This is a genomic window from Afifella sp. IM 167 (assembly GCF_020144925.1).
Classification (GTDB): domain Bacteria; phylum Pseudomonadota; class Alphaproteobacteria; order Rhizobiales; family Afifellaceae; genus Afifella.
Window position 1 is genome coordinate 111,214 of sequence record NZ_NSLC01000005.1, and the last position, 13,027, is coordinate 124,240.

Sequence of the window (13,027 nt, forward strand, 5' to 3'; positions counted from 1 at the left end):
GCTTTGCGAAGGCTTTGGGCTTGCCTCATATTGCTTCGCTCGCCCCCCGGCGCAAGCGGCGCGCCTTGCGGGGGGCACCGCGAATGCGTAACAGGACCGACACTTTTGTGGAGGAGATTCCGATGCGCCCATCGCGACGGGCTGCCGAAGAGATGCGCGCTGTTTCGCTGGAGCGTGGCGTTTCCAAACACGCCGAGGGTTCCTGCCTCGTGCGCTTCGGCGATACGCAGGTCATGTGCCTGGCGAGCGTTGCCGAGCAGGTTCCGCCCTGGCTGCGCGGCGGCGGCAAGGGCTGGGTCACGGCCGAATACGGCATGCTGCCCCGCTCGACCGGCGAGCGCATGCGCCGCGAGGCGAGCTCCGGCAAGCAGGGCGGGCGCACGCTGGAGATCCAGCGGCTCATCGGCCGCTCGCTGCGCGCCGTCACCGATCTGAAAGCCCTCGGCGAGCGCCAGATCACCGTCGACTGCGACGTTCTGCAGGCCGATGGCGGCACCCGCACGGCGGCGATCACCGGCGCCTGGGTGGCGCTGCACGACGCGCTTCAGTGGATGCGTGCCCGCGACATCGTCCGCGCGCAGGTCCTGACCGATCACGTCGCCGCGGTTTCCTGCGGCATCCATGAGGGCGATCCGGTTCTCGACCTCGACTATGCGGAGGATTCGGCGGCCGAAACCGACGCCAACTTCGTCATGACGGGCGCCGGCAACCTCGTCGAGGTTCAGGCGACGGCCGAAGGCGCGCCGTTCTCGGAGGAAGAGCTGACGAAACTTCTCACGCTCGCCCGTGGCGGCATCTCGCGCCTCGTCGAACTGCAGAAGATGGCGGTCGGCTGAGATGCAGGGCGTGCGTCTCCATCCCGGTCCGCTGGTCGTTGCCAGCCACAATGCCGGCAAGGTGGCGGAGATCTCCGATCTCCTCTCGCCCTATGGCTTTGACGTGCGCGCGGCCGCCGATATCGGTCTCATCGAGCCGGAGGAGACGGGCGAGACCTTTGCCGAGAACGCGGTGCTGAAGGCCCGCGCCGCCGCCGCGGCCTCCGGCCTTCCCGCGCTCGCCGACGATTCCGGCCTTGCGGTCGAGGCGCTTGACGGCGCGCCCGGCATCTATTCGGCCCGCTGGGCCGGCGACGGGCGCGATTTCGCCCAGGCGATGCGCAACATCGAGGAAAAGCTCGCCGGCCTCGGCGCCGACAGCCCGCAAAAGCGCCGCGCCGCCTTCGTCTGCGTGCTGGCTCTGGCTATGCCCGAAGGCGCGGTGGAGACCTTTGAAGGCAGGGTGGAAGGCACGCTCGTCTGGCCGCCGCGCGGCGACAGGGGTTTCGGCTACGATCCGATGTTCCTGCCCGAGGGCCATTCCCGCACCTTCGGCGAGATGAGCGCGGAGGAAAAGCACGGCTGGCGCCCAGGCGAGGAAGAGGCGCTGTCGCATCGCGCCCGGGCCTTCAAGGCCTTTGCGGCGTCCTGCCTTCCTGCAGCGTCTGCCGTGGCTGGGTGATTCGACAGTGGCGATTGGGCAATGATTCCGCCGGAAGAGACCCGCTTTGCCGTCTACCTGCACTGGCCGTTCTGCGCGGCCAAGTGCCCTTATTGCGACTTCAATTCCCATGTCCGCCACAAGCCGGTGGACGAAGCCGCCTTCGTGGAGGCCTTTTCGCGCGAGCTTGCCCGTTTCGGCGAGCGCACGCCGGGCCGCACCGTCACCTCGATCTTCTTCGGCGGCGGCACGCCCTCGCTGATGCGCCCGGCGACGGTGGAGGGCCTGCTTAAGGCCGTCGCCGCCAACTGGACGGTCGCCGCCAATGCCGAGATCACGCTCGAAGCGAACCCTTCCAGCGTCGAGGCCGAGCGCTTTCGCGGCTACCGCGCGGCCGGCGTCAACCGCGTTTCGCTGGGCGTCCAGGCGCTCGACGATGCCTCGCTGCGAGCGCTCGGGCGCCTGCACAACCGCGCCGAGGCGCTCGCCGCCGTCGAGCTGGCGCGCCAGCTCTTCCCGCGGCTTTCCTTCGACCTCATCTACGCCCGCTCCGGCCAGACGCTGAAGGCCTGGCGCACGGAGCTGACCGAGGCGCTCACCTTCGCCGCCGACCATCTCTCGCTCTACCAGCTGACGATCGAGTCGGGCACGCCCTTCGCCGCCCTCCACCGTGCCGGCAAGCTGGTCGTCCCGGGCCCGGACGAGGGCGCCGATTTCTACGAGCTCACCCAGGAAATGACGGCGCGGGCCGGGCTTCCCGCCTATGAAATCTCCAACCACGCCGAGCCGGGGGCGGAAAGCCGCCACAACCTCACCTACTGGCGCCATGGCGAGTTCGTCGGTTCGGGCCCCGGCGCCCATGGCCGCATCGTCGGTGAAAAGGGACGCGTCGCCACGGCGACCGAGCCGCATCCGGAGCGCTGGCTGGAAAGGGTCGCCGAAAAGGGCGAGGGCCTCGTCGAGGATGGTCTCCTCACGCTGGAGGAGGAGGCGGACGAGATGCTCGTCATGGGCCTTCGCCTCACCGAGGGCATCGAGCTGGAGCGCTACCACGCCCTTGCCGGCCGGCCGTTGCAGAAGAGGCGCATCGCCGACCTCGTCGAGCATGGCATGGTCCGCCTCGATCCGTCGGGCCGGCTCGTCGCGACGCCCGACGGGCTCGCCGTGCTCGATGCCGTCGTGGCCGACCTTGCCGCATAGGCGCGCAATGCCGGATGCTTAACCGGCCCTTAAATCGCCCCTTTTAGCCTGCGAGGAAGACTTCTCATCCAACGGACAGGCGGCTGATGGCAGCCCGAAGGCAAAAGGAGCGCCGCGAGCCGCGCTTCGAGGACGCGCCGCGCGACACGGGGGCGCCGAAAAGACGGTCCCGGAAGAAGGCCTCCCGCAAGAAGAGCGGCGGTCTTTTCGGCCGCGCGATCTACTGGGGCGCCGTCCTCTCCGTCTGGGCGCTGATCGGTGCCGTCGGCATCGTCGCCTGGTACGGCATCCAGATGCCGCCGATCTCCGAATGGAAGGTGCCGGAGCGCCCGCCGAACGTGCGCATTCTCGCGGTCGACGGGAGCCTGATCGCCAATCGCGGCGATACCGGCGGCGAGGCCGTGCGTCTCACCGAGCTTCCGGCCTATGTCCCGAACGCCGTCATCGCCATCGAGGACCACCGCTACCGCCACCATTTCGGCGTCGACCCGATCGGGCTCAGCCGCGCCGTGGTGCGCAACCTCATTTCCGGCGGCGTGGTGGAAGGGGGCTCCACGCTCACCCAGCAGCTCGCCAAGAACATGTTCCTGACGCCCGAGCGCTCCATCCGGCGCAAGATCCAGGAGATGCTGCTCGCCCTCTGGCTGGAGCAGAAATACTCCAAGGACCAGATCCTGGAGATGTATCTCAACCGGGTCTATTTCGGCGGCGGCGCCTACGGCGTCGACGCGGCGGCGCACCGTTATTTCGCCAAGGGCGCCGATTCGCTCACCCTCAAGGAGGCGGCCATGCTCGCCGCTCTCCTCAAGGCGCCTTCGCGCTACCAGCCGGACCGCAATTTCGACGCCGCCGAGGAGCGCGCCGACCTCGTCCTCGCCGCCATGGCACGCGAGGGTTTCGTCTCGTCCGACAGGGCCGCGCAGGCGAAGGCCTCCAAGCCGCGCATCGCCTCGCGCAACCGCGTCCATGCGGAGAACTATGTCGCCGATTTCGTCATGGACCGGCTTCCCTCCTATGTCGGCGCCATCAACGAGGATCTCGTCGTCCACACCACGCTCGACATGGGCCTGGAACGCGAGGCGGAATTCGCGCTGGTGGAGGGGCTGCGCGCCCATGGCGAGAAATACGGCGTGAGGCAGGGGGCGCTCGTCGCCCTTGACGGTACAGGCGCCATCCGCGCCATGGTGGGCGGGCGCTCCTACAAGGAAAGCCAGTTCAACCGCGCAGTTCAGGCGAAGCGCCAGCCGGGCTCCGCCTTCAAGCCCTTCGTCTACCTGACGGCGCTGGAGCATGGCCTGCGGCCGAACACGGTGCGCGTCGACGAGCCGGTGAAGATCGGCAAGTGGGAGCCCCACAATTATTCCAACAAATACGAGGGCGCCGTCACCCTGACGACGGCGCTGTCGCACTCGCTCAATACCGTCGCCGCCAAGCTCGCCGCCGAGCTCGGGCCGAAGAACATCGCCGAGACGGCGCACCGCATGGGCATCAGCTCCGACCTGACGGCGAACGCGACCATCGCGCTCGGCACGTCCGAGGTCAGCCTCCTGGAGCTCACCGGCGCCTACGATCCGCTCTCCAACGGCGGCTTCGCCGTCCTGCCGCACGTCATCCAGAGCGTCACCACGGCGGCGGGCCGCGAGCTCTTCCACCGTTCCCCGCCAGGCCTCGGCCGCATCCTCGATCTCGGGACGGTCGCGATGATGAACGAGATGATGAAGGCGACGCTGGAGGTCGGCACCGGCCGCAAGGCACAGATCCCCGGCTGGCCGGCGGGCGGCAAGACCGGCACCAGCCAGGATTGGCGGGATGCCTGGTTCGTTGGCTATACCGCCAATCTCACCGCCGGTGTCTGGCTCGGCAACGACGACAACTCCCCGACCGACAAGGCTTCCGGCGGCAACCTGCCCGCGATGATCTGGTCCGATTTCATGCGCGAGGCGCATCGCGGCGTGCAGGTGGCGCAGCTGCCGGGCGAGGGGCTCTACAGCCGCGTCGCCGATCAGTCGCCCGCGGTCGGCGGCGGCACGTCGGACGACCGCTACTACCAGAGCTGGATCCAGAACCGCGATGCCAGCGGCCCGCAGCGCCGGGCGGAGCGTTCCGGAAATTCGGGCGGCGGGATCGGCGCCTTCTTCGGCCGCATCTTCGGCAACTAGTCCTTAGCGACGAGGAGGTTGCCGCCGGGCCCGCTATTTGCGGCGGATTTGCGACAAGCCTTGACGGCAGCCCCCCTCGCGGGCAAACACCGGCGCCACGACCTGCCTGCCGGAACGGATCCCCGCCGGCTTATTTCGCTTCAAGGAGGCGTGTCAGCGTGCCAAGAGAGCAATTCCTCTTTACCTCCGAATCCGTCTCGGAGGGCCATCCCGACAAGGTCTGCGACCGCATCTCCGACGCCGTCGTCGATGCGCATCTGGCAGCGCTTCCCGAAGCACGGGTAGCCTGCGAGACGCTCGCCACCACCAACCGCGTCGTCATCGCGGGCGAGGTGCGTGGCGCTCCGCAGATCGATGCTTCCGTCGTGGAAAAATGTGCCCGCCAGGCGATCCGCGAGATCGGCTACGAGCAGGATGGCTTCCACTGGGAAACGTGCAAGGTCGAGGTGCTGCTGCACGAGCAGTCGCCCGATATCGCCCAGGGCGTCGATGCCGCCGAGACCAAGGAAGAGGGCGCGGGCGACCAGGGCATCATGTTCGGCTTCGCCTGCCGCGAGACGCCGGAGCTGATGCCGGCCCCCATCCTCTACGCCCACAAGATCCTGCACCTCATGGCCGAGGCCCGCCATGCGGGCAGGGCGCCGGAGCTGATGCCCGATTCCAAGTCGCAGGTCACCGTGCGCTACGAGAACGGCGTGCCGGTCGGTGTGCATTCGGTGGTCGTCTCCACCCAGCATGCCGACGGGCTTTCCTCCGGCGACGTCCGGGCGATCGTCGAGCCCTATGTGCTCGAAGCCCTGCCGGAAGGCTGGGTGACGCCTGAGACGATCTGGCACGTCAATCCGACCGGCAAGTTCGTCGTCGGCGGCCCGGACGGCGATTGCGGCCTCACCGGCCGCAAGATCATCGTCGACACCTATGGCGGCGCGGCCCCCCATGGCGGCGGCGCCTTCTCCGGCAAGGACCCGACCAAGGTCGATCGCTCGGCCGCCTATGCGGCGCGCTACCTCGCCAAGAACATCGTCGCGGCCGATCTCGCCGAGCGCTGCACCATCCAGCTTTCCTATGCCATCGGCGTCGCCAAGCCGCTGTCGATCTATGTCGACATGCACGAGACGGCGAAGAATGTGCGGGCCGACCAGATCGAGAAGGCGATCGACAAGGTGATGGATCTCTCCCCGCGGGGCATCCGCCAGCATCTGTCGCTCAACCGGCCGATCTATGCGCGCACGTCCTCCTACGGCCATTTCGGCCGTCCGGCGGAGGATGACGGCGGCTTCTCCTGGGAGAGGACCGACCTCGCCGACAGGCTCCGCGACGCGCTGTAACGCACACTGAGCCGGGGGCGGGCGCCTTGTTGGCGCCCGGGCCGAAATGAAGCGGGCCGAGCGCCGCGATTCTTTCTTCGGAAGGCGCAAGGGCAAGCGGATGACGGCCTCGCGGCAGGCGCTGCTGGAAAAGCGCCTGCCGGAGCTTCTCGTCGAGATCGGCGAACCCGCGCCGGATGATCTGGCGGCGCTCTTTCCCGTTCCGGTCCGCGAGGTTCGCCTCGAGATCGGCTTCGGCGGCGGCGAGCATCTCATGCATCGCGCCCGCGAGAATCCGGACATCGGCTATATCGGGATCGAGCCGTTCCAGAACGGCCTCGCCAAGGCGGTTTCGGCGACCGAGACCGAAGGGCTGCGCAACGTGCGCCTGCATTCGGCCGATGCCGGGCCCTTTCTCGACTGGGTGCCGGCGGCCTCCCTTTCTTCCGTCGACCTTCTCTATCCCGACCCCTGGCCGAAGAAGCGCCACTTCAAGCGCCGCTTCGTCAATGCCCAGAACCTTGAGCGCATCTGGCGCGCGCTGAAGCCGGGCGGGCGTTTCCGCTTTGCCACCGACATCGTCTCCTATGCCGATTGGACGATGGTGGAGGTCGCCGGCCATGGCGGCTTTCTCTTCCTCGCCGAAAGGGCCGAGGACTGGCACCGGCCCTTTCCCGGCTGGCCGGGCACCCGCTACGAGGCGAAGGCCATGCGCGAAGGCAGAACGCCGGTCTATTTCACTTTCGAGAAGCGAGCTGAAGGGAGCTAGGCGAGCGCGAAGACGCCGCCGCGGCGCGGATCGCCCCAGCCGGAAAAGCCGCCCCGCCCGTCGCTGCCGGCGACATGCACGCCGCCGAAATACATCGACCTCTCGCGCCAGGCCTTGAGGTCGGGCTGGAGGGCCTGGAGCGCTTCAAGGTCGTCCCGCTCGCCGGCCGCCTCCACGTCGAGCCTGCCGTTCTCGTAATGCAGCCGCGCCGCCTCCACCGCCGCGCGCGGCTCCATCCCCTCCAGAAGAAGATTTGCCTCGACGTTGAAGACAGCCGTGCGGATACGCGAGGAGCCGCCCGTGCCGAGCGCGAGGACTCGGCCGGCCGATCCATGGGAGACGGGCGCATGGGCGATCGTCGGCGCCATCATGGAGGAAAGGCGGATACCGGCCTCGCATTGATGGAAGCCCGCCGGGTTGAGGTCCTCCTCCCCCAGCATGTTGTTGAGCATGAAGCCCATGCCGGGCACGAGCCGGCCGTTGCCCTCGCCGTTGGAGACGGTGACGGCGGCCGCCATGCCGTCCGCATCGACGACGCTGACATGGGTGGTGCCGCGGCTGACGACCCGGCTCGTCGCCGCGCCGGCCCCGTCTGCGCCGAAGATCTCCGACGCGCGGCCGGAAAGGCGCGCCGCCTCCATTTCGGCGAGTGCGGCAAGCCGTGCCGGCCCGTCGCTCGCCCCGGAGCGCTCCAGCGCCTTGAGGGCAAGGCCCGAAAGGATGCCGCCGAGCGCCGGCGGCGCGTTGAGGAAGAGCGAGAATTCGCCGAGCCGCATCCGCGCCGGCGCGCGCTCCGCGACCCGATAGGCGGCAAAATCGGCCCGTTCCAGAAGCCCGCCATGGGCGCGGCATTCGCCGATCATGGCCTCTTCCACCGCCTCGCTCCGCCCGGCGGCGATCTCGGCGAGGGCTTCCGAAAGGGCCGGGTTGGCGTAGGGCTCGCCCTCTTCCAGGAGCCGGCCGGCCGGCGCGAAGAGCTTTCGGCCTTCCTCTTCGAAGGTGAGGATCGGCGCCACGATTCGAAACATCTTCGCCTGCATCGGGGCGAGCGGAATGCCCGCCCGCGCCGCGGCGATGGCCGGCTGCGGCAGGTCGGAGAAGGCGAGCCGCCCGTGCTTCTCGGAGGCAAGCTTCAGCCCCGGCAGGATGCCGGGCGTTGCGGCCGCGCCCGCGCCGATATGGAAGGCCTGCGTCGTCTCGCCGAAATCGGCGTGGATCTCTTGAAACTCGATCTCCCGCCGCACCGGCAGGGCGAGAGGAGCGTTGCAGAAGAAGTCGTAGAGATGCGCCCCGGCACTTTCGCCGGTCCCGTCATGGGCGATGAGGAAGCCGCCGCCGCCCGGCGCGGCGAGGACCGGCTCGGTAAAGCAGGCCATGAAGAGGGCGGCGATGGCCGCATCGACGGCATTGCCGCCGGCCCGCAGCACCTCCACGGCCGCCCGCGCCGTTTCCGGATGGCCGCAGGCGACGGCGCCCCTCGTCCCGTTCGCGCTCATGGGAGAAGGCTAACGAAAACGGGCGGGGCGGCCAATTCGCCGCTCCCGCCCGCAAAGACGCAGGAAATGCCGGGCGCCGCTATTCGGCGGCGTCCTTCAGCCGCGGCGCGGCGGCGAGCACTTCCGTGTCGACGTCGCCGGCGAACTGCTGGAAGTTCTCGCTGAACATTTCCAGGAGCTTCTGGGCCTGGCGGTCATAGGCGTCCTTGTCCGACCAGGTGGAGCGCGGATCGAGCACCGAATTGTCCTCGATGCCGTCGACCGCCTTCGGCACGGCAAGGCCGAAGACCGGCTCGGCGGTCATCTCGGCATTGTCCAGTTCGCCGCCGAGGGCGGCGTGCAGCAGCCGGCGGGTCAGCTTCAGCGGCATGCGCTTGCCGACGCCATAGGGCCCGGCGCTCCAGCCGGTATTGACCAGCCAGCAGGTGACGTCGTGGCGGTTGATGTGCTTGCGCAACAGGTCGCCGTAGACGGCCGGAAGGCGCGGCATGAAGGGCGCGCCGAAGCAGGTGGAGAAGGTCGCCTCCGGCTCGGTGACGCCGCGCTCGGTGCCGGCCACCTTGGCGGTGTAGCCGGACAGGAAGTGCACCATCGCCTGCTCGGGCGTCAGCCTGGCGATCGGCGGCAGAACGCCGAAGGCGTCGCAGGTCAGCATGACGATGTGGTTGGGCTGGCCGCCCATGCCGCTTTCGGAAGCGTTGGCGATGAAGTCGAGCGGATAGGCCGCGCGGGTGTTCTCCGTCAGCGAGCCGTCGTCGAAGTCGGGCTCGCGGGTCGCGTCGTCGAGGACGACGTTCTCCAGCACGCAGCCGAAGCGCGTCGCCGCGTCGTAGATCTCCGGCTCCTGCTCGGGCGACAGGCGGATGGTCTTGGCGTAGCAGCCGCCCTCGAAATTGAAGACGGCGTTGTCGCTCCAGCCATGCTCGTCGTCGCCGATGAGCGTGCGCTCCGGATCGGCCGAGAGCGTCGTCTTGCCGGTGCCGGAGAGGCCGAAGAAGATCGCCACGTCGCCGTTGTCGGCCTCGTTCGCCGAGCAGTGCATCGGCATGACGCCCTTTTCCGGCAGAAGGTAGTTGAGGACCGTGAAGACCGACTTCTTGATCTCGCCGGCATAGGCCGAGCCGCCGATGAGGATGAGGCCGTTGGTGAGGTCGCAGGCGATCACCGTCTCGGTGCGGCAGCCATGGCGCTCCGGATCGGCCGCGAAGCTCGGCAGGTCGATGATGGTGAACTGCGGCGCAAACCCGTCGAGCGCCTCGCGCGGCGGGCGGCGAAGCAGGTTGCGGATGAACAGCGAATGCCAGGCCATCTCCGTGTAGACGCGCACGTTGAGCCGGTTTTCCGGATCGGCGCCGCCCCACAGGTCCTGCGCATAGAGGTTCATGCCGGCGACGTGCTTGAGGAAATCTTCCTTCAGCCGCGCGAAGGCCTCGGGCTCCATGGCGCCGTTGCCGCCCCACCAGATCGTGCCCTCGGTCTTGGCGTCGCGGACGATGAACTTGTCCTTGGGCGAGCGGCCGGTGTGCTTGCCGGTCGTCGCGACTACCGCGCCATCCGACGAGAAGCGAGCCTCGGCCCTGCGAATAGCGTGTTCTGCCAGCTCCGCCTGGGGAAGGTTCCAGAATACCGTCTTCGCTTTGTCGAGACCAATCGCTTCCGCCCCACAGGCGGGATTACGCTTGCCAAACTCCTCCACCACTCACTCCTGTTCGTGTCTCGCCCGCCCCCCGGGCGAGCGCCGGCCCTGTCACCGGTGGCTGATATTTCGGGCCCGGCAGAAGATCGCAAGAGCCTCGTCTCGCGCCGGAACATATCCCACCCTCTCGGCCGTTGCCTCGGTCTTTCTTACCGTTTTCTAATTTTGCCGGAAGGCTGTTTTTGTGCAACCTGCCACAATTCGTTCGCATTCTGTTACAACAGCGGCGTTCCAGCGGCGAACGCTGCCCCAATTGCTGACCGCTAGGAGATAGTCAATGGCGACCATCGCACTCGTGGATGACGATCGCAACATCCTCACATCCGTGTCGATGACGCTCGAATCCGAAGGTTACCGTGTCACGACGTTCAACGATGGCGCCTCTGCCCTGGACGGGCTGAGCCAGAGCCCGCCCGACCTTGCGATCCTCGACATCAAGATGCCGCGCATGGACGGCATGGAGCTGCTTCGCAAGCTCCGCCAGAAATCCGACCTTCCCGTGATCTTTCTGACCTCCAAGGATGAGGAGATCGACGAGCTCTTCGGCCTCAAGATGGGCGCCGACGACTTCATCAAGAAGCCCTTCTCCCAGCGCCTGCTGGTGGAGCGCGTGCGCGCCGTCCTGCGCCGTGCCCAGCCGAAGGAGGCGGGTCCCGTGCGCGCCCCCGACAGTTCCAAGACGCTGGAGCGCGGCGCTCTCGTCATGGATCAGGAGCGCCATACCTGCACCTGGAACGGCGAGAACGTCACGCTGACGGTGACGGAGTTTCTGATTCTCTTTGCGCTCGCCCAGCGACCCGGTGTGGTGAAAAGCCGCAATGCGCTGATGGATGCCGCCTATGACGATCAGGTCTATGTCGACGACCGCACCATCGACAGCCACATCAAGCGCCTCAGGAAGAAGTTCAAGGCGGTCGACGACGACTTCAACATGATCGAGACACTGTACGGCGTGGGCTATCGCTTCCGCGAGATATGAGGCATCCGCGCCGCTTGCGGCCTTGCGTGAGGCGGGGCGCGGCCGGCTTGGAGGCCGGCCGTCTTTTCTGCCAAAAGAGCTGCGATGAGATTGCCGGCAAGATCCAGGGTCGCGACCTGAGCCATGGTGGCTGAAACCGAGGGCAGGCAGCAGGACTACCCTGCCGCGCGGCAGGCGGAGGGTGACGATGCCGCGCCGAGGCGGCGGCGCGGCCTGCTGCGTACGGTGTTCCGGCCGCTCTCCGGCCCGATGCGGATATTCGCGCAGGTCAGCTTCTCTTCCGTCACCCGCCGCATCGTCACGCTGAATCTCGCCGGCCTGATCGCGATGGTCCTGGCGATCCTCTACCTCAACCAGTTTCGCGCCGGCCTCATCGATGCGCGGGTGGAGAGCCTGAGGACCCAGGGCGAGATCATCGCCGCCGCCATCGCCGCCCAGGCGACGGTGGAGACCGACGCCATCACCATCGACCCGGACAAGCTCCTGGAGCTGCAGGCCGGCGAGAGCGTCTCCCCCTTCGATGTCGGCGAGAGCTCGGCCGATTTTCCGATCAATCCGGAGCGCGTCGCCCCGCTTTTGAAGCGCCTGATGACGCCGACGCGCATCCGCGGCCGCCTTTATGATCAGGAAGGCAACCTGATCGTCGATTCCAAGGGTCTTTATACGCGCGGCCAGATCCTGCGCTTCGACCTCAGGCCGCCCCAGGAGACACGCGCCTGGTACGACCGGGCCTGGGATCGCTTCCGCGTCTGGCTGAGGCGTGGCGACCTGCCGAAATACCGGGAGGTCGGCGTCTCCGACGGGCGCGCCTATCCGGAGGTGGTCAATGCGCTGGGCGGCCAGGCGAGCTCCATTGTCCGCGTTGGCGAGGATGGCGGCCTCATCGTCTCCGTCGCCGTCCCCGTGCAGCGTTTCCGGGCCGTGCTGGGCGCGCTGCTCCTGTCCACCGAATCGGGCGACATCGACGCCATCGTCCATGCCGAGCGGATGGCGATCTTCCGGGTCTTCCTCGTTGCCGCCGGCTCCACGGTGCTCCTGTCGATCCTGCTGGCTTCCACCATCGCCGGGCCGGTGAGCCGGCTCTCGCAGGCCGCCGAGCGCGCCGGGCGCGGCGTGCGCTCCCGCATTCAGATCCCCGATTTCGGCGACCGCAAGGACGAGATCGGCCATCTCGCCCGTTCGCTGCGCGACATGACCAGCGCGCTCTACTCGCGCATGGACGCGATCGAGCGCTTCGCCGCGGACGTCGCCCATGAGCTGAAGAACCCGCTCACCTCGCTCAGAAGCGCCGTCGAGACGCTGCCGATCGCCCGCAGCGAGGCGAACCGGGAGCGCCTCATCGAGGTCATCAAGCACGATGTGCGCCGCCTCGACCGGCTGATCAGCGATATCTCCGACGCTTCGCGCCTCGATGCCGAGCTCGCCCGAGAGGATACCGAGCCCGTCAATCTCGCCCTCCTCCTGGAGGCCGTCGTCAGTGTCGCCCGCGAAGTCCGTACCCAGCGGGCGGACAAGGTCGTGCTGAGCGTGCGGTACGGCCGATTCGGCAAGGACGCCTTCTACGTCCTCGGCCACGACAGCCGCCTCGGCCAGGTCTTCAACAACCTGATCGACAACGCGCTCTCCTTCTCTCCGCCGGACGGCACGGTGCGCATCACCGCCGAGCGCCATCCCGGCAAGATCGTCGTCATGGTCGACGACGATGGCACCGGCATCCCGCAGGACAATGTCGAGCGCATCTTCGAGCGCTTCTACACGGACCGTCCGGAGAAGGAGGATTTCGGCAACAATTCCGGCCTCGGCCTCGCCATCTCGCGCCAGATCGTCGAGGCCCATCGCGGCACCATCCTCGCCGAGAACCGCCACCGGACCGACGGTTCGGTCGCCGGTGCCCGCTTCATCGTCACGCTGCCCGCCGCCGACGGCTGAGCCACCGCCATCTGCC

Annotated in this window: 10 protein-coding genes; 8 read left to right on the forward strand and 2 right to left on the reverse strand. The window is 67.9% G+C overall.

Annotated features, from left to right (window positions below):
• Window positions 1–122 precede the first annotated feature (122 nt).
• The 6 genes from rph to trmB all read left to right on the forward strand — a co-directional run bounded on the left by rph (window position 123) and on the right by trmB (window position 6,911).
• Window positions 123–836 (forward strand): ribonuclease PH, encoded by a 714-nt coding sequence (rph, locus tag CLD20_RS10215; protein WP_224406527.1) that lies wholly within the window; start codon window positions 123–125, stop codon window positions 834–836.
• A gap of 10 nt (window positions 837–846) precedes the next feature.
• Window positions 847–1,497, forward strand: a complete 651-nt coding sequence (rdgB, locus tag CLD20_RS10220; protein WP_370636856.1) for an RdgB/HAM1 family non-canonical purine NTP pyrophosphatase — start codon at window positions 847–849, stop codon at window positions 1,495–1,497.
• 21 nt (window positions 1,498–1,518) lie between these two features.
• Window positions 1,519–2,676, forward strand: coding sequence for a radical SAM family heme chaperone HemW (hemW, locus tag CLD20_RS10225; RefSeq protein WP_224406529.1), 1,158 nt, complete (start codon window positions 1,519–1,521; stop codon window positions 2,674–2,676).
• A gap of 86 nt (window positions 2,677–2,762) precedes the next feature.
• Entirely contained in the window at window positions 2,763–4,835 is a 2,073-nt protein-coding gene (locus tag CLD20_RS10230) for a transglycosylase domain-containing protein (protein ID WP_224406530.1), read from the forward strand.
• A 158-nt stretch (window positions 4,836–4,993) separates the two neighbouring features.
• The gene (gene metK / locus CLD20_RS10235) at window positions 4,994–6,163 is read left to right on the forward strand and encodes a methionine adenosyltransferase (RefSeq protein ID WP_224406531.1); all 1,170 of its coding nucleotides are present in this window, start codon (window positions 4,994–4,996) and stop codon (window positions 6,161–6,163) included.
• A 100-nt stretch (window positions 6,164–6,263) separates the two neighbouring features.
• A complete protein-coding gene (gene trmB / locus CLD20_RS10240; RefSeq protein ID WP_224406532.1) occupies window positions 6,264–6,911 on the forward strand; it encodes a tRNA (guanosine(46)-N7)-methyltransferase TrmB in 648 nt (215 codons plus the stop codon).
• Here the strand turns inward: trmB and CLD20_RS10245 are convergent.
• Both CLD20_RS10245 and CLD20_RS10250 read right to left on the reverse strand, forming a co-directional pair.
• Window positions 6,908–8,407: a gamma-glutamyltransferase gene (locus CLD20_RS10245; RefSeq protein WP_224406533.1), complete on the reverse strand. Its 1,500-nt coding sequence runs from the start codon at window positions 8,405–8,407 to the stop codon at window positions 6,908–6,910. The two genes, trmB and CLD20_RS10245, sit on opposite strands and share 4 nt — an antisense overlap.
• Window positions 8,408–8,486: 79 nt before the next feature.
• Window positions 8,487–10,103 carry a phosphoenolpyruvate carboxykinase gene (locus CLD20_RS10250; RefSeq protein WP_224406534.1) on the reverse strand — a complete coding sequence of 539 codons (1,617 nt, stop codon included), beginning with the start codon at window positions 10,101–10,103 and terminating at the stop codon, window positions 8,487–8,489.
• A gap of 277 nt (window positions 10,104–10,380) precedes the next feature.
• Here CLD20_RS10250 and CLD20_RS10255 point away from each other — a divergent pair, with 277 nt between their 5' ends.
• Together CLD20_RS10255 and CLD20_RS10260 are read left to right on the forward strand one after the other, a co-directional pair.
• On the forward strand, window positions 10,381–11,082 hold the full coding sequence (locus CLD20_RS10255) for a response regulator transcription factor (protein ID WP_224406535.1): 702 nt from the start codon (window positions 10,381–10,383) through the stop codon (window positions 11,080–11,082).
• 123 nt (window positions 11,083–11,205) lie between these two features.
• Window positions 11,206–13,011 (forward strand): sensor histidine kinase, encoded by a 1,806-nt coding sequence (locus CLD20_RS10260; protein WP_304504358.1) that lies wholly within the window; start codon window positions 11,206–11,208, stop codon window positions 13,009–13,011.
• The last annotated feature ends 16 nt before the right edge of the window (window positions 13,012–13,027 follow it).